Source organism: Aeromonas sp. 97A (genome assembly GCF_051919185.1).
Lineage (GTDB): Bacteria > Pseudomonadota > Gammaproteobacteria > Enterobacterales > Aeromonadaceae > Aeromonas > Aeromonas veronii.
Map to the genome: position 1 here is coordinate 2,177,054 of NZ_JBQBFF010000001.1, position 25,321 is coordinate 2,202,374.

22 protein-coding genes are annotated in these 25,321 nt (G+C 62.8%); 5 read left to right on the forward strand and 17 right to left on the reverse strand.

Annotated features, from left to right (window positions below):
- Window positions 1-3: 3 nt before the first annotated feature.
- Genes ACTG27_RS09640 through ACTG27_RS09680 form a run of 9 tightly spaced genes read right to left on the reverse strand, consistent with a single transcriptional unit; the run spans window position 4 to window position 9,732 of the window.
- Window positions 4-1,203 carry an ABC transporter permease gene (locus tag ACTG27_RS09640; RefSeq protein WP_421342831.1) on the reverse strand — a complete coding sequence of 400 codons (1,200 nt, stop codon included), beginning with the start codon at window positions 1,201-1,203 and terminating at the stop codon, window positions 4-6.
- Window positions 1,203-2,417, reverse strand: a complete 1,215-nt coding sequence (locus ACTG27_RS09645; RefSeq protein WP_439979573.1) for an ABC transporter permease — start codon at window positions 2,415-2,417, stop codon at window positions 1,203-1,205. Before ACTG27_RS09645 ends, ACTG27_RS09640 begins: the two co-directional genes overlap by 1 nt.
- Entirely contained in the window at window positions 2,418-3,125 is a 708-nt protein-coding gene (locus tag ACTG27_RS09650) for an ABC transporter ATP-binding protein (RefSeq protein WP_043818605.1), read from the reverse strand.
- A complete protein-coding gene (locus ACTG27_RS09655) occupies window positions 3,118-4,257 on the reverse strand; it encodes an efflux RND transporter periplasmic adaptor subunit (RefSeq protein ID WP_439979574.1) in 1,140 nt (379 codons plus the stop codon). Before ACTG27_RS09655 ends, ACTG27_RS09650 begins: the two co-directional genes overlap by 8 nt.
- Window positions 4,258-4,284: 27 nt before the next feature.
- The gene (locus ACTG27_RS09660; protein ID WP_439979575.1) at window positions 4,285-7,449 is read right to left on the reverse strand and encodes an efflux RND transporter permease subunit; all 3,165 of its coding nucleotides are present in this window, start codon (window positions 7,447-7,449) and stop codon (window positions 4,285-4,287) included.
- On the reverse strand, window positions 7,442-8,479 hold the full coding sequence (locus tag ACTG27_RS09665) for an efflux RND transporter periplasmic adaptor subunit (protein ID WP_439980508.1): 1,038 nt from the start codon (window positions 8,477-8,479) through the stop codon (window positions 7,442-7,444). Before ACTG27_RS09665 ends, ACTG27_RS09660 begins: the two co-directional genes overlap by 8 nt.
- A 41-nt stretch (window positions 8,480-8,520) precedes the next feature.
- Entirely contained in the window at window positions 8,521-8,991 is a 471-nt protein-coding gene (locus tag ACTG27_RS09670; RefSeq protein ID WP_439979576.1) for a DUF6691 family protein, read from the reverse strand.
- Window positions 8,992-9,004: 13 nt separating this feature from the next.
- Window positions 9,005-9,418 (reverse strand): YeeE/YedE family protein, encoded by a 414-nt coding sequence (locus ACTG27_RS09675; protein ID WP_069554757.1) that lies wholly within the window; start codon window positions 9,416-9,418, stop codon window positions 9,005-9,007.
- Complete coding sequence (locus ACTG27_RS09680) at window positions 9,418-9,732, reverse strand: ArsR/SmtB family transcription factor (RefSeq protein ID WP_005338008.1); 315 nt, start codon at window positions 9,730-9,732, stop codon at window positions 9,418-9,420. Before ACTG27_RS09680 ends, ACTG27_RS09675 begins: the two co-directional genes overlap by 1 nt.
- Before the next feature lie 88 nt (window positions 9,733-9,820).
- On the opposite strand from ACTG27_RS09680, the gene ACTG27_RS09685 reads away from it, so the two are divergent.
- From ACTG27_RS09685 to ACTG27_RS09700, 4 genes are all read left to right on the forward strand, one after another.
- Entirely contained in the window at window positions 9,821-10,006 is a 186-nt protein-coding gene (locus ACTG27_RS09685) for a YgaP family membrane protein (RefSeq protein WP_005344304.1), read from the forward strand.
- Window positions 10,007-10,060: 54 nt separating this feature from the next.
- On the forward strand, window positions 10,061-11,332 hold the full coding sequence (locus ACTG27_RS09690) for an NAD(P)/FAD-dependent oxidoreductase (protein ID WP_439979577.1): 1,272 nt from the start codon (window positions 10,061-10,063) through the stop codon (window positions 11,330-11,332).
- Window positions 11,333-11,711: 379 nt separating this feature from the next.
- Complete coding sequence (locus tag ACTG27_RS09695) at window positions 11,712-12,116, forward strand: hypothetical protein (RefSeq protein WP_005359258.1); 405 nt, start codon at window positions 11,712-11,714, stop codon at window positions 12,114-12,116.
- A 217-nt stretch (window positions 12,117-12,333) separates the two neighbouring features.
- Window positions 12,334-13,062, forward strand: a complete 729-nt coding sequence (locus ACTG27_RS09700) for an MgtC/SapB family protein (RefSeq protein ID WP_439979578.1) — start codon at window positions 12,334-12,336, stop codon at window positions 13,060-13,062.
- A gap of 94 nt (window positions 13,063-13,156) precedes the next feature.
- Here the strand turns inward: ACTG27_RS09700 and ACTG27_RS09705 are convergent, their stop codons facing one another.
- The 8 genes from ACTG27_RS09705 to grpE form a co-directional block, all read right to left on the reverse strand.
- The gene (locus ACTG27_RS09705; RefSeq protein WP_439979579.1) at window positions 13,157-14,167 is read right to left on the reverse strand and encodes a LacI family DNA-binding transcriptional regulator; all 1,011 of its coding nucleotides are present in this window, start codon (window positions 14,165-14,167) and stop codon (window positions 13,157-13,159) included.
- Window positions 14,168-14,194: 27 nt separating this feature from the next.
- Window positions 14,195-15,610, reverse strand: coding sequence for a glycoside hydrolase family 32 protein (locus ACTG27_RS09710; RefSeq protein ID WP_439979580.1), 1,416 nt, complete (start codon window positions 15,608-15,610; stop codon window positions 14,195-14,197).
- Complete coding sequence (locus tag ACTG27_RS09715) at window positions 15,610-16,974, reverse strand: sucrose-specific PTS transporter subunit IIBC (protein WP_043818633.1); 1,365 nt, start codon at window positions 16,972-16,974, stop codon at window positions 15,610-15,612. Before ACTG27_RS09715 ends, ACTG27_RS09710 begins: the two co-directional genes overlap by 1 nt.
- Window positions 16,975-17,057: 83 nt before the next feature.
- Complete coding sequence (locus ACTG27_RS09720; protein ID WP_439979581.1) at window positions 17,058-18,014, reverse strand: aminoimidazole riboside kinase; 957 nt, start codon at window positions 18,012-18,014, stop codon at window positions 17,058-17,060.
- Window positions 18,015-18,129: 115 nt separating this feature from the next.
- On the reverse strand, window positions 18,130-19,635 hold the full coding sequence (locus tag ACTG27_RS09725; RefSeq protein WP_439979582.1) for a carbohydrate porin: 1,506 nt from the start codon (window positions 19,633-19,635) through the stop codon (window positions 18,130-18,132).
- Window positions 19,636-19,899: 264 nt separating this feature from the next.
- Window positions 19,900-21,042 (reverse strand): molecular chaperone DnaJ, encoded by a 1,143-nt coding sequence (dnaJ, locus tag ACTG27_RS09730; protein WP_005338032.1) that lies wholly within the window; start codon window positions 21,040-21,042, stop codon window positions 19,900-19,902.
- 101 nt (window positions 21,043-21,143) lie between these two features.
- Window positions 21,144-23,072, reverse strand: coding sequence for a molecular chaperone DnaK (dnaK, locus tag ACTG27_RS09735; RefSeq protein ID WP_005338034.1), 1,929 nt, complete (start codon window positions 23,070-23,072; stop codon window positions 21,144-21,146).
- Window positions 23,073-23,370: 298 nt separating this feature from the next.
- Window positions 23,371-23,946, reverse strand: a complete 576-nt coding sequence (gene grpE / locus ACTG27_RS09740; RefSeq protein WP_005338036.1) for a nucleotide exchange factor GrpE — start codon at window positions 23,944-23,946, stop codon at window positions 23,371-23,373.
- Between the two features lie 291 nt (window positions 23,947-24,237).
- On the opposite strand from grpE, the gene nadK reads away from it, so the two are divergent.
- A complete protein-coding gene (nadK, locus tag ACTG27_RS09745) occupies window positions 24,238-25,122 on the forward strand; it encodes an NAD(+) kinase (RefSeq protein WP_005338038.1) in 885 nt (294 codons plus the stop codon).
- Window positions 25,123-25,321 lie beyond the last annotated feature (199 nt).

Genomic DNA, 25,321 nt, shown 5'->3' on the forward strand with positions numbered 1-25,321 from the left:
AACCTAGTCACCGCGCAGGGCAACTACTGGGTCGAGACGCACAGCCCGCAGCGCAGGAGCGACCCCGGCTAGCAGGCCAACCAGGGCGCTGCAACCGAGCGCCAGCAGCAGATAGAGAGGATGGAGGGTGAGCGGCAACCCGGCCGCCAGCAGGGTGAGCAGCAGCTTGAGCCCGCCGAGCAGGGCCAGCCCCATGGCTCCGCCCAGCAGCGCCAGCACCACGGCTTCGAGCAGGAACAGCAATAGAATGCGCCGCCGTGGACAACCCAACGCCATCAGCAAGCCCACTTCGGGGATCCGCTCCTGCTGGGCGATGCTCATGATGCTGAAGATGCCGACCGCCCCGATCAGCAGCGAGATAATGCCGAGCCCGCCAACCGCCAGCTTGATGATGGAGAGGATCTTGTCGAGGCTGGTCAGCATGTCCTGCTGGGAGGTGAGGGTGAAGTCCTCGGCGCCGTGGCGGGCGATCAGCACCCGCCGGATCTGGGCGGTGATATCGGCCTCCGTCTGTCCGGCGCGATAGATGACATCGATCTCCTGCAGCCCCTCCTTGTTGAACAGCGCCTGGGCATGGGCGGCGGGCAGATAGATCATGTCGTCCAGATCAAAGCCGAGAAATTGCCCTTTGGGAGCCAGCACCCCGGCCACCCGAAAACGGCGATCACCGGCCCGCAGCAGACTGCCCGGCGCATCGCCGCCGGGAAACAACTCAGCCGCCACCTTGGCCCCCAGCACCGCATAGGCGCGGGGCATGGCACTGTCGTCCGCGGGCAGAAAACGCCCCTGCACCAGGGTGAGTCGCCAGCCTGAGAGCGCCGCCGAGCCTGTGCCCAAAATAGCGGTGCTGCGGGTGAGCCCGCGGCTGCGCACCTCCCCCTGCCCCTGCACTACAGGGAGCGCCGCCTCTACCCCTGCCAATCTGGCGAGGGCATCGGCATCCTCCAGCAGCAGGGGACGGCTGCTGGAGAGGATGCCGGGCGGGCCGCCTGCGGTTTCGGTCTTGCCCGGGGTCACGGCGATCAACCGGGTGCCAAATTGGGAGAAACTGTCGAGCAGATAGAGCCTGAGCCCCTCGCCGATGCCGGTGAGCAGGGTCACCGAGGCGATCCCGATGGCAATGCCGAGCGCCGACAGCAGGCTGCGACTGCGCCCTGCCAGCAAGGCGCGCCAGAGCCAGAACAGCAGATCGACAGCACGCATCAGCCACCGCTCCACTGCCCGCTGCGCAGGCTGCTGACCGGATCTTGCCGTGCTGCACGGGAGGCGGGCAGCCAGCTAAAAAACAGCCCGGTCAGCAGGGCCGCCGGTATGGTGCAGAGGGTCGCGAGCAGAGGGACCGCCGCCGGAAATCCGGGCCAAATCACTCCGGCGAGGGCCACCAGGGCATAGCCCAAGACAGTGCCAAACAGCGCGCCACTGCCGCTCAGCAGCAGCGCCTCCCACAAAAACAGCTGGCGGATCTGGCGGCTGTCGGCCCCCAGCGCCTTGAGCAGGCCGATCTCGCCGGTGCGCTGGCGGGTGCTGATCAGCGCCAGATTCATCATCATGATGCCGGAGACCAGCAGGCTGATGGCGCCGATGCCGGCAACCGCCAGGGTGAGGGTCGAGAGAATGGTGGAGAAGGTGGCCAGCATGGCGTCGCGGCGCACCACGGTCACATCGAGCCCCCCGTGGCGCGCCTGCATCAGCTGCTCCAGTCGCTTGACCAGCGGCGGCCCCGCTTGCCCCGCCAGCGGCTGGATCAGCAGCCGAAACAGCCCCTCGGTATTGAACAGCCGCATGGCGCTACCGACCGGGATCAGCGCGGCTTCGGCCATGTCCATCCCCAGATTGCTGCTCTGGCTGGTGAAGACCCCCACCACCCGAAAGCGGCGATTGTCAAAACGCAGCCACTGACCGACCGGATCGGCCTGACCGAACAGCTCACGGGCTACCTTGGCCCCGAGCAGGACGGCCGGTCGATCCTCTGCGGCATCCCCCGGCAGCCAGCGGCCGGAGAGCAGCTCCAGCCCGTGGGTATCGCGCAGCCCGTTGCTGCTGCCAAGCAGCATGGTCTGGCGCAGCCGCGCCCCCAGTTTGGCCTCGGCAAAGCCCATCACCAGCGGCACCAGCCGCACGTTTGGCTGGTGCTGGCCAAGGTAGTGCATGTCATCGAGAGTGATCTGCCGCAGACTGTTTCCGGTGACCGGCGGCAGCCCACCGGTGGTCTCCTTGCGGCCGGGGAACATCACCAGCAGATCCTTGCCAAGGGAGCTGAACTGGTCGGCCACATAGCGCCTCGCCCCCTCCCCCAGCGCGGTGAGCAGCAGCACGGAGGTGACGCTCAGACTCACCGCCAGGATCAAGACCAGCGCCCGTGAGCGCTGGCGCAGCAGGGCCACGGCGGCAAAGCGGATCACATCGGGGCGCCGCATTCAGCCCCCATCACTATTAGTACTGTCAATACTATCGGTGCTGATACGGCCATCGTTCATCAGGATCCGCCTGCCTGCCCGCTCACCGAGGCGCGGGTCGTGAGTCACCACCACCAGCGTGATCCCCTGCTCCCGGTTGAGCCCCTCCAGCAGGGTAATCACCTCCTCCCCGGAGCGGGAGTCGAGATTGCCGGTGGGCTCGTCGGCCAGGATCAGCCGCGGCGCCATCGCCATGGCCCGGGCGATGGCTACCCGCTGACGCTGACCGCCGGAGAGCTCTGCGGGCCGGTGTCCGGCCCGGTTCTCCAGCCCCAGCTCCCCCAGCAACTGCTGGCTTCGGCGATGGCGCTCGGCGGGGGCGATCCCGCACAGCATCAGCGGCAGCTCGACATTTTCACGAGCGGTGAGGCGGGAGATGAGGTGAAACGACTGGAACACAAAGCCGATGCGATGACCGCGCAGCTGGGCCAGCGCAGGTTCCGACAGGGTGGCGGTGTCCTCCCCTCCCAGCCAGTAGCGCCCCTCATCGGGCCGATCCAGCAGCCCCAGCACATTGAGCAGGGTCGATTTACCGGAGCCAGAGGGGCCCATCACCGCCAGATACTCCCCCTCGGCAACCCGCAGGGAGACGCGATCGAGGGCAGCCACCTCGCTCCCCCCCAGAGTGAAACGACGGCTGACGGCATCAAGGCGAATGAGATCACTCATCCGTTTGTTCCGTGGCGGCGCTGAAAGGGCCCTCCCCGACAATCTGTCCGGGCTGGGCTGCCAGCCGATCACCGGCGGCGAGCCCCTCGGCCACTTCAATCCAGTTCCAGTTCTCCACGCCCCAGCGGGGCACCACCCGCACCAGCTTATCCCCTTCCAGCCGCAGCACACTGCCATCGTCGGCCCGGCTGCTGGCCGCTACCCGCAGCACATCGGTGGCGCGGGTCACCTCGACCTCAAGGTCGGCACTGTAGCCAATAAGCAGGGGCACATCGGTGGGCAGGGCAGTGAGCGCTGCCTCCACCTCGACGGTGCGGGCCTGCTTCTCCAGCTCCTTCACATAGGGGGCGATGCGGGTGACGGTGGCGGCAAAATCGCGCCCGGGCATGGCATCGAGCAGTACCCGGGCAGACTGGCCCACCTTGAGGCGGGCGGCATCCACCTCATCGATGGGGGCTGAGACATACAGACAGCGATCGTCGATGAGATCGATAACGGGGGGCATGGCCACTCCGGGCGGTGAGGGGGTCATGTATTCGCCCAGCTTGCTGTTGACCTCCGCCACCACTCCGGCAAACGGCGCCAGCAAGCGGCGCTCGCTCAAGCGTGCCTCCACCTGGGCGACCTGCGCCTCGTCAACCCGCTCCTGCTGACGGGATGCCTGACAGACATAGCGGCGGGTATCGGCCAGATTCTGGGCCTGCTCGGCGAGGGTGCGGGAGGTGAGGTTTTTGGCCAGCAAGGTGGCCAGCCGGTTGGCCTCCCGCTCGTAGTAGGCCGCCTCGCTGCAACGCTCCTCGCGCTGGGTCTTGCCAAGGGCCTGCTGGGCGCGGGCCCGGGCGAGATCGGCGTGAATATCGTCACTCCAGAGGGTCAGCAGCAGATCTCCCCGGGCTACACGCTCCCCGGCCTTGACGGCGATCTGCTCCACCACGCCGCCACCGGGCAGACTGAGTCCGGCCCGCTGGCACGACTTGATGGTGCCAGCCCGGGTGTTGACCACGGTGACCAGCACATCCCCCCGCCCGACCTCTGCCAGCCTGATCGGCGCCGGCTGCGGTCGCCACCACCATGCTGCCGCAGCCACCGCTACCACAGCGCCACTTCCCCACCACAACCAACCTCTCTTCATCGCGCATCCTTTCGCTAGTGACTCCCGTCATGTGCGTCGGGAGAGCAGGGCATAATAGAGCAAGGGTATCACCACCAGGGTGAGCAAAGTGGAGACCAGGATCCCGAAAATCAGGCTGATGGCCAGTCCGTTGAAGATGGGATCATCGAGGATAAACAGGGCTCCGATCATCGCCGCCAGTGCCGTCAGCATGATGGGTTTGGCCCGTACCTGCGCCGCTTCGATCACCGCCTGCTCGAACGCCACTCCGGCGCTGCGCTGCTGCTCGATAAAGTCCACCAGCAGGATGCTATTGCGTACGATGATCCCGGCCAGGGCGATCATCCCGATCATCGAGGTGGCGGTAAACTGGGCTCCCAGCAGGGCGTGGCCCGGCATCACCCCTATGATGGTGAGCGGAATAGGAGCCATGATGATGAGTGGCACCAGATAGGATCGGAACTGGGCCACCACCAGCAGATAGATGAGGATCATCCCCACCCCGTAGGCGATGCCCATATCGCGGAAGGTCTCGTAGGTGATCTTCCACTCCCCGTCCCACAACAGCGCCACCTCCCCCAGCTTGTCGGGCTGCTGCACGTAATACTGGGGCAGATCGATGTCGGCACCGGCGGCAAACATGCCGTAGAGCGGGCTGTCGGTATGGCCACCCATGTCGGCCACCACCATCACCATGGGCTGCATGTTCTTGTGCATGATATAGCTGGGGGCCACCTCATCACGGCGACTCACCAGCTCGGAGACCCGCACCAACTGGCCGCTCTGGCTGCGCACCTTGAGGGCCAGTACGCCCGCCAGATCCCGTTTGTCACCGGGAGCCAGTTCGATGCGGATCGGCACCGGATACTTGGCGCCGTGACCCTGCAGCCAGCTGGCATCCTGATAACCCACCCCGCCATTGAGGGTGTTCACCAGATCCCCGAGATCGACCCCGAGCAGGGCCGCCTTGCTGCGATCCACCACCAGCCGCCACTTGGGCTGCGGGTCGGTCAGATAGATATCCACATCCACCAGATCCGCCGTAGCCACAAAACGGGCCTGTACGGCGCGAGCGGCCGCTTCGCGGGCGGCCTGAGTCGGGCCATAGATCTCGGCAACGATGGGAGACCAGACCGGCGGGCCGGGGGGCACCTCAACGACTTTCAGGTTGCCCCCTGCCGCACTGGCGATGGCCTGCAGCGGCTCCCGAACCGACTGGGCAATCTGGTGACTGCTGCGATCCCGCTCATGCTTGTCCACCAGATTGACCTGAATATCCCCCACGTTGGCGCCGCTGCGGATAAAGTAGTGGCGCACCAGCCCGTTGAAATTGATGGGGGCGGCGGTGCCGGCGTAGATCTGGTAATCCTTCACCTCAGGCACTTTGGCAAGCTCTCGTCCGACCGCCAGCAGGGTGCGCTCGGTCTGCTCCAGGGTCGCCCCCTCCGGCATATCGAGCACCAGCTGAAATTCCGACTTGTTGTCAAAGGGAAGCATCTTGAGCACCACCCACTGCACCACCGGCATGGCGGTGGCGGCCCCGACCAGCAGCAACACCACCAGCCAGAGTTTGCGTCTGGCGCGCTTGGCGCCATCACCAATCAGGAAAGGAGTCATCAGCCGGTGAAAAAGACCAGCCTTGGCCTCGCCGTGGGCACCGTGCACCTCACCCTTGAGCAAATGGCTCGCCAGCCAGGGGGAGAAGACAAAGGCCACCAGCAGGGAGATGAGCATCCCCATGCTGGCATTGATGGGGATGGGGCTCATGTAGGGGCCCATCAGGCCACTGACAAAGGCCATCGGCAGCAGGGCCGCGATAACGGTCAGGGTCGCCAGTATGGTCGGCCCTCCCACCTCATCCACCGCCCCCGGTATCAGATCCTTGAGCGCCCCCTTGCCCAAACCGCGATGGCGGTGGATGTTCTCCACCACGACTATGGCGTCATCCACCAGAATGCCGATGGAGAAGATCAGCGCAAACAGCGACACCCGGTTGAGGGTAAAGCCCCAGGCCCAGCTGGCAAACAGGGTCAGTGCCAGGGTGATAACGATGGCAACGCCCACCACCAGCGCCTCTCGCCAACCCATGCTCACCAGCACCAGAAGCACCACCGCTGTGGTGGCAAAAATCAGCTTGCCGATCAAGGTGTTGGATTTGGTCTCGGCGGTGACGCCGTAGTCCCGGGTCACCGTCACCTCGACCCCGGCAGGGATCAGTCGGTTCTGCAAACTTTCGACCCGCGCCTCCACCCGCTTGGCCACATCGACCGCATTCTGGCCCGGCTGCTTGCCGATGGCCAGGGTCACCGCCGGATAACTGGCCTGTCCCAGCCCCATCCAGCTGCGCTTGGTCGGGGTCTCCTGACCCAGAGAGACCCTGGCCACATCCCCCAGATAGACCGGCTTGCCGTCGTGCAGCCCCACCACCAGCTCTCTAGCCTCCTGCTCACTTTGCAGAAACTGCCCCACCTGCACCTTAATCTCACTGTTGCTCTGCTCGATAGCCTGTGTCGTGCCCACCTGATTGGCGGCCGCAAGTCGCTGGCTCAGCTCGCCCCAGCTGATGCCGTGGGCACTGAGGGCCGCCGGATCCGGCATCACCCGCAGCACGGCGCTCTGGCTGCCCAGCGTGTAGATATCGCGGGTACCGGGAATGCGCTTGAGTTCGGTCTCCAACTCATGGGCGACCCGGGTCAGCTCGGGTGCTCCCAGTTGCTTGCTCCCCTCTTTGCTCCATAAGGTCAAACTGACGATGGGGACATCATCGATCCCCCGGGGTTTTACCAGCGGCTGACCGACTCCAATCCCCTGCGGCAGCCAATCGCGGTTGGAGTCGAGCTGGTTGTTGAGATCGACGATGGCCTGCTCGCGGCTTACCCCCACCTTGAACACTACCACCAGCAGGGCGCCATCGGGTTGGGAAAAAGAGTAGAGGGTATCAATGCCCTTTATCTGGGAGACAACCTGCTCGGCAGGGGTGGTGACGAGAGAGGCCACTTCAGCCGGAGTGGCTCCCGGGAAGGGAATGTAGACATCGGCGAAAGTGACATCGATCTGCGGCTCCTCCTCCTTGGGAGTCACCAGCACTGCAAACAGGCCGAGCAACAGCCCCACCAGCGCCAGCAGCGGGGTGATGGCCGAGCCCTGAAACAGCGCAGCCAGCCGACCGGCAGGCCCCAGCCTCTCCTTGTTGCCGTTCAGCTCGCTACTCATGAGCCACCTCCTGCTGCACCCAGGCATCAGGGGCCAGCTTGTCACCGGCTTGCAGCCCTGCCAGGATCTCGCACTGCCCTTCAAAGCAATGGCCGACCCGCACCGGCGTCAGGGCCCAGCCAGCGGGTTGCTGCAGATAGACGCCGTTGAACTCCCCTTGCCGCAGCAGGGCGCGATCCGGCACCTGCAACACCTGACGCTCACCCTGCTTGAGCTGCACCTTGAGCCACATGCCGGGCAATACCCCGGCGGTTTGCGGCGGCAAGTCGAGGCGCAACCTGAAGGCGTGGCTCTGGCTGTCGGCATAGTTGAAGCGGGTCAGTTTGACCGGGGTAACAGACTTGCCATCCGGCAGCAGCACCTGCACATCCGCAGGCTCACGAGCCAGCGTCAGGGCGGATTGGGGCAACTCCACCTCCACCCGCAAGGTGTCGAGAGAGAAGCCGGAGAGCAGCGGGGTACCGGGGGCCACCGTCTCCCCCAACTCCACCAGCCGCTTGGTCACCACTCCGGCGTAGGGAGCCAGAATGCGGGTATAACCGTAGGCCTCGCGGGCCTGAGTGAGAGCCGCATCGGCAGCGTTCACCTCGGCGCGGGCGGCGCGATCCGTCGCCTGGGCATTGTCGAGCTGGGCGCGGGTGATCACGCCCTTGGCGATAAGTGCCTGAAAGCGGGCAAGCTGGCGCTCGGCTTCCACCTGCTGGGCCTGTGCCCGCGCCAGCCGCGCCTCGGCCCCCGTGACGGCGGCAAACTGCTCTTTGCCGCTGATCTCCAGCAGCGGTTGCCCCGCCTGCACCTGATCGTTCACATCCACCAGCATGCGGGAGACCCGGCCGCTGGTCTGGGCCGCCACCGTCCCCTGATTGATGGCACTGATGGTGCCATCCAGCGTCAGCCAGTCGGTCACCGGCTGTGGCGCCACTGTCAGCGGGGGCTCTGGCTCCCCGTCCGCGGCAAAGGCCCAGGGGGATGTCATGGCCTGCGATGTCATCACCATCAATGTGATCCCCAGCAACCGGATCTTTTCCATCATTACTCTCCTTCCCTGGCGTAATCTGTCACTTCACGGGATCAGGCGGTATGGGACTGGCGCACCTTATCCACTCCCCGAACTGGCGCCTTGGTCAGCACCCTGGCCAGCCCTCGGTCAAACAGCAAGATCCCGGCCACCATGGCCGCTATAAACAACATTATCATGGGCTGCCCGCTGGAAATGAGACTCAGAGCAGGCCCCGGGCAGATACCGACCAATCCCCAGCCGATGCCAAACAGCGCGGCCCCGCCGATCAGACGACGATCCAGACGAGGAGCCGGTACGGCGACGATGGGCTCCCCCAGCACACTCTGGCGACGGGGTTTCACCAGCAGAAAATAACCCGGCATAAAGACCAGCAGAGCGCCCCCCATCACAAAGGCGAGGCTAGGATCCCAGGCGCCGGCCAGATCGAGAAAACCGGTGACCCGGGCGGGATCCACCATGCCGGAGATGGCCATCCCCAGTCCGAACAACACACCCGCAAACAAACTTGTCAGCAACTTCATGGCAATCAGCCCCTTACAGCAGATGATGAGTGACGAAGACGGTGATAAAGCCAGCCGCCATAAAGGTCAGGGTGGCGACGATGGAGCGCAGGGAGAGCCGCCCCATGCCACAGATGCCGTGGCCGCTGGTGCAGCCATTGCCAAGACGGGTACCGACCCCGACCAGCAGACCGGCCAGCAGCACTACAGGCCAGCCGGGCAGCGTGGTGAATGCAGGCATGGTGGCCCAGCCCAGGGTCAGCGCCAACCAGGCACCCGCCCCGAGCCCCAGCAGAAACAGCACCCGCCACGGTGCACGGTGTTGCAGCGCACCGGCCAGAATGCCGCTGATCCCGGCCACCCGGCCGTTGAACAACATCAGGATCAGGGCCGACAGCCCCGCCAGCATGCCACCGCCCAAAGAGAGCAGCCATTGGCTTTCCATCATCAAGATTCCTTATTTTCCGAGTGACAAAAATGGGTTTGCAGCGCCCCCAGCACATCGGCCGCCGCCTCGCTCACCAGCGAGTAGTAGATCTGCTGGGAGACCTTGCGCGAACGGATCAGGCCGTAGCGCTTCAATACCGAAAGTTGCTGGGAGAAGGCCGACTGCCCGAGTTGGCTATGGGCCAGCAGCTCCCCGACCCCCTTCTCCCCCTCCACCAGCTGGCAGAGCACCATCAGGCGTTCGGGATGAGCCAACGCCTTGAGCAGGGAGGCGGCGGCTGTCGCATGTCTGTTCATCTCGTCGAATTGGCTCATAAGAGTAAATTAGCAATTGCTGATATTTGTTCTATTGTATAAAACAACACTAAATTAGCAATATCTAAAGTAAATAAGGAGAAAGACCATGACAGTAGATAACGGAGTCAGAATCGTCGCGGGTTGCATGTTGCTGCTCTCGCTGATCCTTACCACCTGGGTTCATCCGGGCTTTGTCTGGTTGAGTGCCTTTGTCGGGGTCAACCTGATCCAGAGCGCATTCACCGGTTTCTGCCCGGCAGCGATGATCCTCAAACGGATAGGATTTAAATAACAGGGTCGGATGACCCGGCTCACATGAGCGTGTAATAAACGCAGGAGGCTGAACATGGCAACGGTAATCGTCATCGGCGCGGGTCTCGGGGGCATGTCTGCCGCCTACGAACTCAAGGCCGAACTGGGCAAGCAGCATGAGGTGATCCTCATCAATGACAAACCGGACTTTGAATTTACCCCCTCCAACCCCTGGATTGCCGTCCAGTGGCGGGAGCGCAAGGAGACCTCGATCGCCATCGAACCCCATGTGAAGAAAAAGGGGATCCGCTTTATCCATGCCGCCCTGACCGAGCTGCAACCGTCGGCGCAGCAGCTCACCCTCTCCGATGGCCAGACCCTGCGTTACGACTTTCTGGCGATCTGCACCGGCCCGGCCCTCGCCTTTGACGAGGTAGCGGGGGCTGGCCCCGAATCCGGTGGCACCACCAGCGTCTGTACCCTCTCCCACGCCGAAGAGTGCCGTCACAGCGTCAGCGCACTGGTCGATGAGCCCGGCCCGGTGATTGTCGGCGCCATGCCGGGCGCCTCCTGCTTCGGCCCCGCCTACGAGTATGCGTTCATCCTCGATCGCCACCTGCGCGACAAGAAGGTGAGAAAAAATGTGCCCATGACCTTTGTCACCAGCGAGCCCTACATCGGCCATCTGGGTCTCAATGGTGTGGGGGACTCCAAGGGGATGCTGGAGAGCGAACTGCGGATGCGCGACGTGCAGTGGATCTGCAATGCCCGCACCGTGGCGGCGCAAGATGGCCAGATGACGGTGGAGGAGCTGGACGATGAGGGCAACCTCAAGCGCACCCACACCCTGCCCTACAAACACGCCATGATGCTGCCCGCCTTTGTCGGCATTGCGCCACTGCGGGGCATCGAGGGGCTGGTCAATCCCCGCGGCTTTGTCATCGTCGACGAGCACCAGCGCAACCCTGCCTTCCCGCAGATTTACGCCGCCGGGGTCTGCATCGCCATTGCACCGCCGCACAAGACGCCGGTACCAACCGGGGTGCCCAAGACCGGCTATATGATTGAAGCGATGGTGCGCACCCTGAGTCACAACATCAAGGCGGAGCTCAGCGGCCAGCCGCCGGTGACCAAGGCAGTGTGGAATGCCATCTGTCTGGCAGACATGGGGGACACAGGTGCCGCCTTCGTCGCCATGCCGCAGATCCCGCCGCGCAACGTCGCCTGGTTCAAGAAAGGAAAGTGGGTCCATCTGGCCAAGATCGCCTTTGAGAAGTACTTCCTGCACAAGATGCAGGTGGGGGATACCGAGCCCATCTACGAGAAACTGATGCTCAAATACCTCGGCATCGACAAGACCGAATGACCCCGCAGACCCGGCCCTCGCCGGGTCTCTTTTTACGGCCCTGCTCGGCAAAACGGGGCTTTCGATTATGTTTCAAGATGTTGCTGCGGGCGGCGCGGAGTTTACCCTGCCTGCCGCCTCGGCTATCATTCGAGCCTCTTATCAATAGCGGAGACCATCAGTGGGCAACTCATCAAGTGACAGTTGTACACCGACCCTCATCGTCGGTACCAAGGTCGCGAGCTAGCCGCAGGTCTTTCTCTGCCGCAACTCGCAACCCTGCGAGAAGCGGAAATCCACTCCCCTCTTCTCCCTTTTTACACTTGACGTCTGGCAACCAGTGGCCAACCGCCACGGTCGCCATGCCTGCATAGTTTCTGCTTCCCACAAGGAGGCTGCTATGCGTTTTATCTCAATCAAACCGGCTGCGGATCGCGCGGTCGCAACAGGTTCTGTTGCTACCCGGGCTCACCCCCTGTTGAGCCGGCTCGGCCGTGGCATGCTGCCACGCTGGCTGGGCGGCAAACAGCGTCAGCACCACTACCGGCTGCAGATCCGCTGTGAGGATCGCGCCGATATGGAACAGGTGCTGGATATGGTGAACCACACCCTGCAACCGGCGGGGCTGCAACCAATGCAATCGATGAAGCCGGGTCGCGGCGGCGGGCGAGAGCTGGTGCTCAACCTGCAGTGCACCCCGCCCCAGCGACGCTATCTGGTGCAGTTCGTTCATCAGGTCGGAGTAGCACATCCGGTGCGCTGGCAACTGCGCCCGCGCATCGACTGCGATCCCGAGCTCAACTGACCGCACACCTGCGTTAACCACAGTGAAAGGGGCCAGCCACGCTGGCCCCGCTTGTTGCGTCCTCTCCGAGCGTCAGGGCATCCGATGATGCTCACGCCCCGGGACGCCGCGTTTTGTTTGTCTGCTGGCCATCCGCGCAATCATCCCCTGATCCATCCGCCTCCCGGCGTTTCATCATGGATTGCGCCAAGCCAGCGCTTATCAGAAGGAGTACGCCATGAAGATGTGGCAACAAATTGACATGATCTCCCTGCTCGACACCCTGGCCAGCCTGCTGCTCGCCTTTGTGCTCGGCAGTCTGGTCGGGCTGGAGCGCCAGTACCGCCAACGTACCGCGGGTCTTCGCACCAACGTGCTGGTCGCCGTGGGGGCCGCCCTGTTCGTCAGTCTGGCCCAGCGCATCTATGACCTGCACGGCGGCAACTACAACGTGGTCCATGTGTTGGCCTATATCGTCTCCGGCATCGGCTTTCTCGGCGCTGGCGTCATCATGCGCGAGTCGGGCAATATCCGCGGCATCAACACCGCCGCCACCCTCTGGGGCGTCGCTGCTGTCGGCGCCGCCTGTGGTGCCGGGCTCGCCATGGAGGCAATTCTGGGCGCCCTGTTCGTGCTGGCCGCCAACACCCTGCTGCGACCGCTGGTCAACCAGATCAACCGTCGCCCGGTGGACAATACCGACACCGAAGTGACCTACAAGGTGACGGCGCTGACCCAGCGCGAACATCAAAAAGAGGTGCTGCACTGGCTCGAGGAGATGCTGGAGCAGGCCAACTACCCCCTGAGCGAGCTCGACATCGAGCCGTTTGGCGCGGGGGATCTGGAGATCTCGGCGGTGCTGCTCGCCACCTCCATCGATGGCGACGAGCTGGATGCCCTGATGCAAAAGCTGGCCATCCACCCCCATATCAAGCAGGTGTTCTGGCGCACCAGTACCACCGACTGAGCTGCCGGTCAGAGGAACGAGCCATCCGCCCGCAGCAAAAAGCCCCGCCAGCAATGGCGGGGCTTTCTCATATGGGATGGGTGACACGGCGTGGCTAGCGGCGACTGCGCCAGCGCACCCTGGGGGTAATCACCTGGGCGGTCTGAGCCGGAGGATTGCCCGCAATCAGTTGCTGCATCAGCTCGAAAGCGGCGAGAGCCAGCGCCGGACAATCCTGCGCCACCGAGTCGATGCGCATGGGAATGCAGTCGAGCAGGTCGTGATCATCGAAGGTGCACAGGCGCATGCCTGTTTCCATCAACCCCGCCTCGTTGAGGTAGCGCAGTACCCCTTCCAGCAGGGTAAAGGAGGCGGTAAAGAGCCCCCTGGGAGGCGCTCCCAGCTCGGCCACCAGCTCGGCCATCAGCTGATAACCGGAGCTCGGCTGGTAGTCGCGATGGCGCACCCGGGCGGCATCGGCTTCAAAACCGGCGCGATGGAGCCCCAGCTCATAGCCCGCCAGCCGGTGACGGCTGGGGGAGAGATCCAGCAGGCCGCCGAAGTAGTAGATCTGCTCGCCGCACTCGCTGGCCATGTCCCGCACCAGCTCGGCGGTCGCCTTGCAGGCATCGGAGATCACCATGGGCAGGCGCGACTCGCCGATGTGGCGGTCGAGCTGCACCACCGGCAGGCGGTCGTGAATGCGGGCATAGATGTCATCGCTGTGGCCGCTGGAGGCGACAATCAGCCCATCCACCTGACGGCTGATGAGGTTGTCCACCACCCGCTGCTCAAGGGCGGGATCATCCTCGGAGCAGGCGATCAGCAGCTGGATGCCCGCCTCCCAGCAGTGCGCCTCGAGGGCGCGGGCGATGCGGGCAAAACCGAAGTTGGTGAGATCGGGGATCACCAACCCCCAAGTGTAGCTGCGGGTCTCGCGCAGGGAGCGGGCATGAAAGCTCGGCAGGTAGTGACACTCCTCCGCCACCGCCTGAATGCGCTTGCGGGTATCGTCGGCAATGCGGTACTCCGCACTCTTCCCGTTGAGCACCAGACTGGCGGTCGCCTTGGACACCCCCGCCAGTTCGGCGATCTGGGCAATCGTGATCCGTTTCTTCTTCTCCACCTGGCCTCCCGGCTGACTAGAACCGGGCTATTGTACTAGGCACGCCGACAGCGGCCAGTGATTGAGGCAAATTTTGCAGCCATCATCGCCGTTACCTGATGATAGTTGCGGCTTTTCCCCGGGGAAGTAGCGCGCCGACAGACTGTGTCGCCCCTCATCGATGAAGCACTCCAGACTGGAGCGATCGCACAGGACGGTGATCCGCCCGCCAGCCCATAGGCTGCTGCGGGTCTCCCACGCTCCGCTCTGCCAGTTCTGGCGCCGCAAGGTGATGCGCCCCGGCTGCCACACCAGCTCGGCCACGGCGCCGAACCAGAGACTCCCCTCACCGCAGAGATCCAGATCGAGCCAGGCCGAGTCGATGGCCAACCCCGGAAACTCGCCAAGCGTCCCCTCGAAGCAGGTCAGTTCTCCCTTGAGCGCCGCAAGCTCCACCACCGGCCGCTGGCAGAGCCACTCATCCTGCCAGAACAGCTCCCGCGGGCAGCTCATCTGGTGGATCCAGCCGTGAGCGACAGTGGGCTGGCTCATCTCGTTCTCCTCCGGCAGCCCCAGCCAGCCGAACAAGAGGCGGCGCCCCTGACTGTCCAGGGTAGTTTGCGGCGCATAGAACTCGAAGCCCCGGTCCAGCTCGTGGAAAGCCCCGTGCTCGAAGCGCTTGCCGTCGAAGTTGCCCGCCAGCCAGCCGCACTGGTAGAGGTTGCGATAATCCTCGCCCACCGGGGCAATCCCCTGCGGGCAGCTGATCAGCACATGGTGCTCCCCCAGCGGGAAGAGATCCGGGCACTCCCACATATAGCCAAACTCACCCAGCCCCCCTCGCCCGCTACCGGCGATGGGGCCCACCCGCTGCCAGCTTTGCAGGGTCTCGCCGCGATAGAGCAGCACTTCGCCCTTGTCATCCAGGGTGCGAGCACCCAGCACCATCAGCCACTGCTGGCCGTCGTGCCACACCTTGGGATCGCGCACATGGCCGCTGTAGCCTTCGGGCTGATCCAGCACGGGCCCCAGCTTGGCAAAACTACCCTCACCGTCGGCGCGGGCCAGACACTGATAGGCGGTGCGGCCGCCATCCGGGTATTTGACATTGCCGGTGTAGATGAGGGTCAAACGCCCCTGCTCGTCGCTCACCGCAGAGCCCGAATAGCAGCCGTGGCTCTCATAGGCTTCGGTGGGCAACAGCGCCACCTGCTCGTGCTGCCAATGCAGCAGATCGGTGGAGGTGACATGGCCCCAGCCCTTGTTGCGGTGCTCGCAGCCAAGCGGGTTCCACTGGTAGAAGAGGTGGTAGCGCCCGTTGTGCTCGATAAAGCCGTTGGGATCGTTAAGCAGCCCCACCGGGGCTGCCAGATGCCAGCGGGGCCGATGGGGATCGGCCGCCGCCTTGAGCTGTCCGGCCAGCAGCGACCGGACAATCTGGTTGAGAAGATCGCTTTCCTTCATCACTCCACCTTGTACTTGAGCAGGTAGGATGCGGCGAAAGCGGCGCCAAAGGCGATCACCAACCCGATGATGTAGTGAATCAGGCTCATGGGCTGGACGATGGCCATACCGGGAATACCGGTCAGCCCCACCGCCGTCATCCCCACCTTGGCCGCCACCACGTAGGCGCCGCCGCAGGCCCCGCCAAACAGACCGGCGAGGAAGGGTTTGATGTAGCGCAGGTTGACGCCAAAGATCGCCGCTTCCGTGATACCCAGCAGGCAGGACATGGCCGCCGGCACGGTAATGGCCTTGATCTTCACATCGCGAGTCTTGAAGTAGACCGCGAGGCAAGCCCCGCCCTGTGCCACGTTGGCCATGGCCCAGATGGGCAGCAGGAAGTTGACGCCAATTTGCGGATTGGCCAGCAGCCCCGCCTCGATGGCGTGGAAGCTGTGATGGATGCCGGTGATGACGATAAGCGAGTAGGTGCCGCCAAATACCAGCCCCGCCAGCCAGCCTGCCTGCTCATAGAGGGCGCTCAGACCAAACGAGATGCCATCCCCCAGCACCCGACCCGCCGGGCCGATAAAGAGCAGCGCCACAAAGCCGGTGATGATGACGGTGAGGAACGGCGTGAGGATCAGATCCAGCGCATCCGGAATGCGCTTGCGCAGCTGTTTCTCCAGATGGGACATAAACCAGACCGCCAACAGCACCGGGAAGACGGTGCCCTGATAGCCGATCATGGCGACATCGAGCCCGAAGAAATCCATGGTCTTGAAGCCACCGGCCACGCCCCAGGCGTTGGTTAGCGCCGGGTGGGTGAGGATGCCGCCAAGGGTCGCCCCGAGGTACGGATTGCCGCCAAACTCCCGCGCCGCCGTAAAGCCGATGAGGATCGGCAGTATGATAAAGGCAGCCGAGCTGAACATGTCGAGCATCACAAACAGAGCGCTGTCGGCATTGGCCCAGCCGTAGGTGCGCACCATGCCGAGCAGCCCCATCAGCAGGCCCGAGGCGACGATGGCCGGAATGATCGGCACGAAGATGTTGGAAAGGGTTCGCGCCAACCGCTGGGCCACGTTGAGCTTGGCCGCCGCCATGTCGGTCAGCTCAGCCTTGCTGGCGGTGCCGGTACCGGTCAGCGCCACAAACTCCGCATAGACCTTGTTGACCAGACCGGTGCCGAAGATCACCTGAATTTGGCCCGCGTTGCTAAAGCACCCCTTGACCCCCTCCAGCTTGTCGATGGCGGCCTTGTTTACCTTGCTGTCATCGGCCAGCACCAACCGCAGCCGGGTGGCGCAGTGGGCAGCGCTGACAATGTTCTCCTTGCCCCCGAGCAGGGGCACCAGATCCTTGGCTATCGCACTGATATTCATATTCTTCCTCTTATGACCCGCCACGCTGGCGGGCCCTTGTCACATGAGAGTAGGGGCTGTCGAGCCGGGCTTCTAGCCTCAGCTCAACAGCCGCTTGCACCTGATCGCAAAAAGGCATCCAGTTCGGTGCGGGTCGGCAGCGCCGTCATCGCCCCCTTGGCGGTGGTGGCGAGCGCCCCGCAGCCGTGGGCCTGAGCCAGGATGGCGGGTAGCTCGGCCAGAGTCGGCAGCGACGAGCGCCCGGCCAGCGCCGCCAGCAGACCGGCGACGAAGGCATCCCCCGCCCCCGTGGTGTCGATGGGCGTCACTTTCTGCCCCACCCACTCCAGCAACTCGCCATCAAGGCGAGCCACCACCCCGGCCGCCCCTCTGGTCACCAGCACCAGCGCCGGGCCAGAGAGAGTTGCAAGCCCGGAGACCAGTTCATCCTCGCCACTCAGCAGTTGCAGCTCCTCAATGGAGAGCTTGACCACATCCGCCTGTGCAATGGCCTGACGCACCAGCGGCAGCATCTCGGCGGGGTTGCCCCACACCTCGGGGCGCAGGTTGGGGTCGAAGCAGACCCGCCCGCCTGCCGTCTTGATGGCCGCCATGGCCTGCAGGCAACTGGTGCGCACCGGCTCGTTGGCGAGCGCAATGGAGCAGGTGAGCAGCCACTGACCGGCCTTGAAGCGGGGCAACTCATCCGGGGTGAGGAACTGGTCGGCACTGGGGCGCACCATAAAGGTGAAGCTGCGCTCCCCCTCGTCATCCAGTGCCACCAACACGGTAGAGGTGCGATGGTCTGGATCGAGCCGCAGCGCACCGATATCCACCCCCTCCCCGCTCAGGGTCTCGGCCATAAAGCGGCCGAACGGATCGGCACCAACCCGGCCGATAAAGGCCGCATCGCCACCCAGCCGTGCCACGCCAACCGCCACATTGGCGGGTGCGCCACCCGGACACTTGAGGTAGTGCAACGCCCCTTCCGGGATCAAGTCCACCACCGCATCCCCCATTACCCACACACGATTCGTCACCTTGCTACTCCACTGCTGCATCGGATCCACGGTCAAACCCGAACTCTGTTCTGTTGGCTGGCATTATCAGCTAAACCGTTTTAGCCAACCAACAGATCTCGGCACCGACTGCCATTTTTGTGATCGGGATAACGAACTAGAACCAGGTTTCCATCTGCACGCCAAAGTTCCACTCGCCACCGGCGGTGAAGTTGCTCTGGCCCATGGCATCGTCGCTGGCGTAGTTGTCAAGCTCGGAGGACCAGTCCATCCAAGTGGCGAACACCCGCAGTTCGGGCCGCTCGAAGAAACCGGCGGTCTGCGCCTTGAAGGTGGGGGCGAAGGTGAGCTTGGTGAAGTTGCCGTTCACCGCCTGGCGTCCCTTGTAGCCCTTGGGATCGAGATCCATGTACTGCCAGGCTGCCTCGTAGACCAGCTCGACGTTCTGGCTCAGCACCTGCGCCACCCGGGTATTGAAGGTGAGCCAACGGTACTCGTCCCCTTTCACGTAGCGATCCTGACTCTGCTCGGCCAGCAGGGCCGGGGCAAAACGCCAGCGCGGATTAAGATCGGTGGCGCCAAACACGGCGACCCGCACCGCATCGGCGTCCGGCAACAGCTCGCTGTCAGAGCCCAGCCCCTTGACCTCGGCCCCCAGCCCATGACCATACAGCACCGCCGCCTTGGCAAAACCGGGGTTGAAGCCAAAGAAGCTCTCGCCGTGGTAGGCCAGCAGGGTGTGTGCCCCCTTGTCCGCCGCCTCGCTGCCCGCCCCCTTGTCATTGATGCGGGCGTCATTGTCCTTGGCCGAGAGGCCGTTCACCATCCACTGCCAGTTACCGACACGGTTGTTCATGGTGAGGATGTAGCTCTCGATATCGGAGAGACTGCTGGCGCTGATGTCGCCGTAATCGCGGCCATAGAGGGAGAAGTTGGCCTTCCAGCTATCGGCCAGCTGCACGTCGTAGACGCCGCCGCCGGTACCGGCCAGGAACACCACGTCGGAATCGAGCCAGTGGATGTCAAAGTTGTCCCGATCAAAGCGCTTGCCCGCCCACAGTACCGCATTCTTGAAGGGGCCGTCGAAGCTCGCCAGATTGCCGATCTCGGCAAACACCTGACGGGTATTGAGGCTCGAATCGCTGGCAGTCCAGTCGTTGCTGGTCTCCACCCCGTCTGCCAGCATCAGCTTGTAGCGGGCCCAGCTGCCATCCTCGAAGGTCTGGGTTTTCAGCAGGTTGGCCTCCATATAGGTGTCATCCTCATTGCCAAGGCGACCGACGGCCCCGCCCACCGAACCGGCTGGCGTGATGTAGGGGCCGCCGCGCCCGCCGTTGCCATTGCTGTTGACCAGGAGGCCCGAGCGGGCGTAGCCGTGAAACTCGAAGCCCTGGGCACCAGCGGTCTTTTCATCCACCTGCTGGCTGCGGTTGTCGGCCACCTGAGCCTGCTCGCTCGCCGCGCTCGCCTTCACTTCCGCCTGACTGGCACGGCTCTCTGCCGCCTCGGCTCTCGCTTCGGCTGCCTGTACCCGCGCCTCCAGCGCCGCCAATCTGGCCTCGACACTCTCACCTGCAATACTCGCCTGCGCCGCCCACAGCGGGCTGCTCATCCCCAATCCCAGCGCTACCGCCAGCGCCAACTTGCTCTTGAACATCATCATCTTCCTCACCTGTCATCTGTGGCCCGGACGGGCGCTGTTGTTATCGACAGCCAGAGCATAGCTAAACCAATTTAGCTAACTCAATATGACAACTAAACCGTTTCAGCAACAGTGTGAGCGGGATAACATTTGTACAGCAGGAATTGGCGGGAGTTGTGAGGAGGATCCCTCATCAGGATCCACTCAATAGGGCGGATCCTGGCTAAACGGCGGGCAAAAAAAGAGCCGGCACAAGGCCGGCTCTGTTTATTCGGGTCGCTGAAATCAGCTGGTCAGATCGTCGAAGAAGCGTTTCACCCCTTCGAAGAAGCCTTCCGATTTCGGCTTGTGGGTCTTGGCAGCGGCACCGCTGAACGACTCGTCCAGCTGGCGCAACAGCTCTTTCTGCTGCTCGGTGAGGTTGACCGGAGTCTCGATCACCACCTTGCACATCAGATCCCCTACCTGACCGGAGCGCACGGACTTGACGCCCTTGCCGCGCATGCGGAACATCTTGCCAGTCTGGGTCTCCGGAGTGACCTTGAGCTTGACGCGGCCATCCAGGGTCGGCACTTCAATCTCGCCACCCAGCGCAGCTGCGGTGAAGCTGATGGGCACTTCGCAGTAGAGGTTGTTGCCGTCACGCACGAAGATCTCGTGCTCTTTGACGTGCACCTGTACGTAGAGATCCCCTGCCGGAGCCCCTGCCTCCCCTGCCTCCCCTTCGCCGGAGAGACGGATGCGATCGCCGGTATCGACGCCCGCCGGAATTTTCACCGACAGGGTCTTGGTGCGCTGGTAGCGACCTTCACCGTGACACTTGCGGCACGGATCCTTGATGATCTTGCCGCGACCGTGACAGTGCGGACACGCCTGCTGCACCGCAAAGAAGCCCTGACGCATCTGCACCTGGCCGGAGCCGTGGCAGGTCGGGCAGGTCTGGGCACTGCTGCCGGTGTGGGCACCGGAGCCGTTACAGACTTCGCAGTGAACCAGAGTCGGCACCTTGATCTCCTTGGAGACCCCGCGTACCGCCTCTTCCAGCGTCAGCTCCATGGTGTAACGCAGGTCGGAGCCACGGGCCGGGCCACGACGAGCACCACCACGGCCACCGCCGAAGATGTCACCGAATACGTCACCAAACATGTCGGCGAAGTCGGCACCGCCGCCAAAGCCACCGTGGCCACCGCCACCCTGGCTCGGGTCGACACCAGCATGGCCGTACTGGTCGTAACGGGCACGCAGGTTGGCATCGGTCAGGACCTCGTAGGCTTCCTTGACCTCTTTGAACTTCTCTTCGGATGCGGCATCACCCTGATTACGATCCGGGTGATACTTCATGGCCAGGCGCTTGTACGCCTTCTTGATCTCGCGATCGTCGGCATCTTTCGCCACACCCAGTACTTCGTAGAAATCGCGCTTCGACATACTCATCCTGTGGTTACGCAGACGGGCGTTGGTTACCCAACGCCCGTGAATTCATTGACCAAGCCGATGGGCGAAGCGGACTCCGCCCATCTGGGTAGGGCTTACTTCTTGTCGTCTTTCACTTCTTCGAACTCGGCGTCGACTACGTCGTCGTCAGCCTTGGCAGAAGAGGAGGACTGACCGGCATCAGCACCGGCTGCACCCTGGGCCTGAGCCTGCTGCTGGGCAATTTCCATCAGCTTCTGGGACGCTTCCAGCAGAGCCTGCTGTTTGGCTTCGATAGCAGCCTTGTCGTCACCCTTGATGGCCGCTTCCAGCTCGCTCAGAGCAGCTTCGATCTTGGTCTTGTCGTCGGCAGGCAGGGCTTCACCGGCTTCGGTGATCTGCTTGCGCACGGAGTGGACCAGACCATCAGCCTGGTTGCGAGCCTGTACCAGCTCTTCAAACTTCTTGTCCTCGGCCGCGTTGGCTTCGGCTTCGCGTACCATGCGCTCGATCTCGTCATCAGACAGACCGGAGGAGGCCTGGATGGTGATCTTCTGCTCTTTGTTGGTCTCTTTGTCTTTCGCAGAGACGTGCAGGATACCGTTGGCATCGATGTCGAAGGTCACTTCGATCTGCGGCAGACCACGCGGTGCCGGACGGATGCCTTCCAAGTTGAACTGTCCCAGAGACTTGTTGTCGCTGGCGCGCTTGCGCTCACCCTGCAGCACGTGAATGGTCACGGCAGACTGGTTGTCTTCGGCAGTGGAGAACACCTGGGACTTCTTGGTCGGGATAGTGGTGTTCTTCTCGATCAGCGCAGTCATCACACTACCCATGGTTTCGATACCCAGGGAGAGCGGGGTCACGTCCAGCAGCAGTACGTCGGTCTTGTCACCGGACAGTACGGCGCCCTGGATGGCAGCACCCATGGCCACGGCTTCGTCCGGGTTGACGTCTTTACGCGGCTCTTTGCCAAAGAACTCGGCAACGGTCTTCTGAACCAGCGGCATACGGGTCTGACCACCAACCAGGATCACGTCGTCGATCTCGCCAACTGCCAGACCGGAGTCTTTCAGGGCGACACGAACCGGCTCCAGAGAGTCTTTCACCATGTCTTCCACCAGGGATTCCAGCTTGGCGCGGGTTACCTTGATGTTCATGTGCTTCGGACCGGTGGCATCTGCAGTGATGTACGGCAGGTTGACGTCGGTCTGCTGGGCAGAAGAGAGCTCGATTTTGGCTTTCTCGGCGGCATCTTTCAGACGCTGCAGAGCCAGCTGGTCGTTGCGCAGGTCGATGCCCTGCTCACGCTTGAACTCGTCTACCAGATAGTTGATGACGCGGTTGTCGAAGTCTTCACCACCCAGGTGGGTGTTACCGTTGGTCGCCAGTACTTCGAAGGTGGTTTCGCCTTCCACTTCGTCGATCTCGATGATGGAGATATCGAAAGTACCGCCACCCAGGTCATATACGGCAACCTTGCGCTCGCCCTTAACCTTGTTCACGCCGTAAGCGAATGCAGCCGCAGTCGGTTCGTTGATGATGCGTTTTACATCCAGACCGGCGATGCGACCGGCATCCTTGGTAGCCTGACGCTGGGCGTCGTTGAAGTAGGCCGGAACAGTGATAACGGCTTCGGTTACCGGCTCACCCAGGTAGTCTTCAGCGGTCTTCTTCATCTTTTTCAGCACTTCGGCAGAGATCTGCGGCGGTGCCATTTTCTTGCCCTTCACTTCAACCCAGGCGTCGCCGTTGTCAGCTTTGGCGATGGCGTACGGCATGATTTTCAGGTCACGCTGCACTTCTTCATCTTCAAAACGACGACCGATCAGACGCTTGATGGCGAACAGGGTGTTTTTCGGGTTGGTGATGGCCTGACGCTTGGCCGGCTGACCAACCAGGATCTCGCCATCATCGGCATAGGCAATGATGGACGGAGTAGTACGATCGCCTTCTGCGTTCTCGATCACGCGAGCAGTGTCGCCATCCAGAATAGCGACGCAGGAGTTGGTAGTACCCAGGTCAATACCGATGATTTTACCCATTTGACGAATCTCCAAATACTTTGAATAAACTGGCGAGGAACTCGCCTTAATGCGTTAACGGCTAGGTGGGGGCTGCCAATCTGGCTTTCAAGCTCCCGGCATCAAATTTTTTGTGCCGCCGTGGCCTTGCTACCTATATGGGGTCGCCAGACGCAGCTTCAAGCCCCAACCCTAAAAAACCACACCCTTTGTCATGGTTGCGCGGTCACGTTGAGCCGTAAAACCGGGCAAGATGAGCAGGGGCTGCACTGCGAAACAAAAAGCCCGCCACAGGGCGGGCTCGGGCACCCACAGCCAATCAGTCGACCGCTTTGGCGATCATCACCATGGCCGGACGGATCACCCGACCGTTGAGGTCATAGCCCTTCTGCATCACTGCAATGACGGTGTTCGGGGCCACATCGGCACTCGGCACCATGCTCATCGCCTGATGGGCATTGGGGTCAAACGGCTGGTTGATCGGGTCGAGCGCCACCAGACCAAACTTGGCCACGCCGCTCTGCATGGATTTCAGGGTCAGCTCGACACCTTCGATCATCGGCTTGAGGGCTTCGTTCTCCTTGTCGGCCAGTTCGATGGCACGCTCAAGGTTGTCCAGCACCGGCAGCAGTTCATTGGCGAACTTCTCCAGAGCGAATTTGTGCGCCTTCTCCACATCCAGCTCGGTACGACGGCGCAGGTTCTCCATCTCGGCGGCGGTACGCAGGGCGCGTTCACGCTCTTCCGCCGCTTTTTGGATGGCGGTTTCCAGCTGCGCTTCCAGTTCGGCAATGCGGGCCTGCTCGGCTGTCACTTCACTGTCTACATCGGTCGGCTCGACTGGCTGGGCTTCCACTTGCTCCATCGCTTCAACCTTTTGCTCTTCGTGGTTCATGACATCTCCAATTCCGGGGTTACTTATGAGGGCCCTGACGTCCGGTTGAGCGACCGGACGACAACAGACCGACTATGTTGGCGCTATTATGGGGATGCATCCCCGGCTTTCAAGGGGTAAAGGGTAATCAGGGTTGCTGAATAGCCGCAACCGTCGGTTTATCCGGGTTACAGCTCACCGTTTAACCAGTAACCTCAAGGGGATAGCCACCCCCGTCACACGGGAGAGCGTCACAAGCGGAGCAAAGCACTGTATACTGGCCCGCAATACCCATCCCAGATCTGACTGACTATGGATTCTCCGTTCAAAACCATCGCCCTGATTGGCAAACCCCACCATGAGGGTGCCAACCAGACGCTGACCGGCCTGCATCAATACCTGACCGCCCGCGGCTTTCGGGTACTGGTGGAGAGCCGGGTCGCCCAGACCCTGAGCATCCTCGATGAAAACGTGATGGATCTGGTACAACTGGGCCAGCAGGCCGATCTCGCCATCGTGGTCGGCGGCGACGGCAACATGCTGGGAGCGGCGCGGGTGCTGTCGCGCTTCGATGTGGCGGTGATCGGGGTCAACCGGGGCAACCTCGGCTTTCTGACCGATCTCTCGCCGCAGGATTATCTGCTGCCGCTGGAGCAGGTGCTCTCCGGCCACTACAAGAGCGAACACCGCTTCCTGCTGGAGGCCTCGGTCTATCGCCACGGCGAGCGCAAGTCGAGCAATCTGGCGGTGAATGAAGCAGTGCTGCACCCGGGCAAGATCGCCCATATGATCGAGTTCGAGGTCTATATCGATGGCAGCTTTATGTATAGCCAGCGCTCGGACGGCATCATAGTCGCCACCCCGACCGGCTCCACCGCCTACTCCCTGTCAGCGGGCGGCGCCATCCTCACCCCCAAACTCAACGCCATCACGCTGGTGCCCATGTTCCCGCATACCCTGAGCAGTCGCCCCATCGTGCTCGATGCCGACAGCGAAGTGCGGCTGCTGGTCTCGCCGGATAATCAGGACGATGCCATGCAGGTCAGCTGTGATGGCCAGGTGACGCTGGCGGTCCACCCGGGGGACGAGATCCTGATCAAGAAGAGCCACCACCAGCTTCATCTGGTGCATCCCCTCGACTACAGCTACTTCCACGTGCTGCGCAACAAGCTCGGCTGGGGCAGCAAGCTGTTTTAATCGGCGCTGACCGACAGCAACATTGCCACAGAGGGTGCCTGAATTGGCGCCCTTCTCTGTTTTCTGTCGTGGCAACGCCCCCTGCACTTCATATCCGTACTGCGTACCAATAGTCAGTCCCGCATTCTCATAGCCATAGCGCACTGGCGCGGCTTTCCTTTGTTAAAAATGACGGTGCCCTCTTTACTGTATATAAGAC